The following is a 1,613-nucleotide window of genomic DNA, read 5'->3' as shown; positions in this document are numbered from 1 at the left end:
CACACTGCAAGATAATTTCGGACTGGTAATGCCGCCATTTGAATGGAGCTTTAGGATTCATTAGAGGCAGGCAGAATTATTTTCTCTAGCAGCATTATTTTAGCCTACCATTTTTTGCAACACAACCTGCTGTATCGCCCCACTGGCTGCGTCATGCTCATGCAAGTCATGCAATGGATCGTGGCGCTCCGGTTCACTTGGTCAAAGAAACTTTGGGTCATGCAAACATTGCTACAACTGGGCGCTATCTTCATGCGCGACCTACTGATAGCTCTAGCCTGTACTTGGATTCATAGGATTCAATCGAAATTGAAAAAGCCGCACTTATAGTAATCCTATAACAACGGCGTGGTATGGTAGGCGGGGGGAAGCGGCTAAACGCAAGGTGGCGAGTGTGTTGCATATGCCTTACGTGCGATCTTAAAATGTTACTGAGGCAATTTTTTCATTGTCTGAGCGATTACTAATTTTGGAGAACAAGTTGACCAACTTAGGGCGGCAACTATCGTAATTGTTAGGGCGGGTATTTTCCCGCCGCACTTGTAATTAGAAATGAGAATCAACTAGGATTTGGTCGCAAGCATATTGATTCCCATTTCTAGTAGTCGCCTTGAGCGCACAAGTTTTGCCAATTAAGTAGGTGCATTGGTCGCAGAGTAAAGGATATTCTTCATTTTCATAGGTGAACAACTCTGATTGCAATTGGGCGGCAGACACAGTAATCTTCAAGCCTACTTCTGCCCTTATCTGTTCCATGCCTTTGCAGTAGCCATTGAGGTAGACTATTTCGCTCATTGTTGGTAGGCAACCGTTGGCGGCATCGGCAACACCAGACATATAAACTTCGTCTTGGCTTGAGCGTAATTCTTGATTGCGGTCTAATTGATGTGTCATTATTAATAGCACTCGTGCTGAAGGTGTGGGTAAAGGTGCGATCGCTATCTTTTCGAGGGAGGGCGATCGCACCAGGCTGAGTTAATAAGGGCTTTCAGCAGCATGAGCACAGTCTTCGCATTGATAGTGATGTACTATATCTGCGGGTGTTAGCATATTTTGCCGATAACAAGTAGGGCAGGGATGAATGCGCGGGTTGTATTCGGTTGATCGCATCAGAGCAGAGTTGTCATCAGGAGATGCAAAGTCAAAATTGTCTTTGTCGTCTCGGAAGCGTAATAAATTATTGTGCTAGCAAGAAATGGACAACTCATGCGAATTTTATTAAAAATGGCTGACGAGAAATTAGTATTTTTAGCCTTTCTTATTTGCAATAAGTGAAGGTATTTAAGGGTAAAAGCTGCAAAAATTGCTAACACAATAATCTATTACGCTTCCTTGAACGGTCAACCCGTTGGACGGAACGCTGTAAAAACCTAGTCAAGAACTTTGAGCGAACCCTAGATAATGCAACGGCTAAGATCAATCTTTGCTTCATCCGACTAATGCTCAAGCGGTTAGCAGCAAATTATATCCCAAATGGGTTCTATACGTTCCTTGTCTGTTGCTTGTTTCCAAGCATCAATTCCTAATTCTTGGATGTGCATTTTTTGTTGGCTATTTATTAACTTTTAGCAGCATTCCGACAGAGGTTTTACCATAATGCACGAACTGGACGT

General features: G+C 43.2%; 1 protein-coding gene and 1 pseudogene. One reads left to right on the top strand and one right to left on the bottom strand.

Going from position 1 to position 1,613, the window contains the following annotated elements; genetic code table 11:
• Window positions 1–131: 131 nt before the first annotated feature.
• Window positions 132–296 (top strand): annotated as a pseudogene (locus tag AC2VE5_RS27135) (tyrosine-type recombinase/integrase); the annotation flags it as partial.
• Between the two features lie 250 nt (window positions 297–546).
• On the opposite strand, the gene AC2VE5_RS27130 reads toward AC2VE5_RS27135, so the two are convergent.
• Window positions 547–966, bottom strand: a complete 420-nt coding sequence (locus AC2VE5_RS27130; RefSeq protein ID WP_486890641.1) for a hypothetical protein — start codon at window positions 964–966, stop codon at window positions 547–549.
• Window positions 967–1,613 lie beyond the last annotated feature (647 nt).

The organism is Aliterella sp. E5.1, assembly GCF_057473825.1.
The sequence above is the reverse complement of the archived record's forward strand: the minus strand, read 5'-3'. Positions and strand labels throughout refer to the sequence as shown.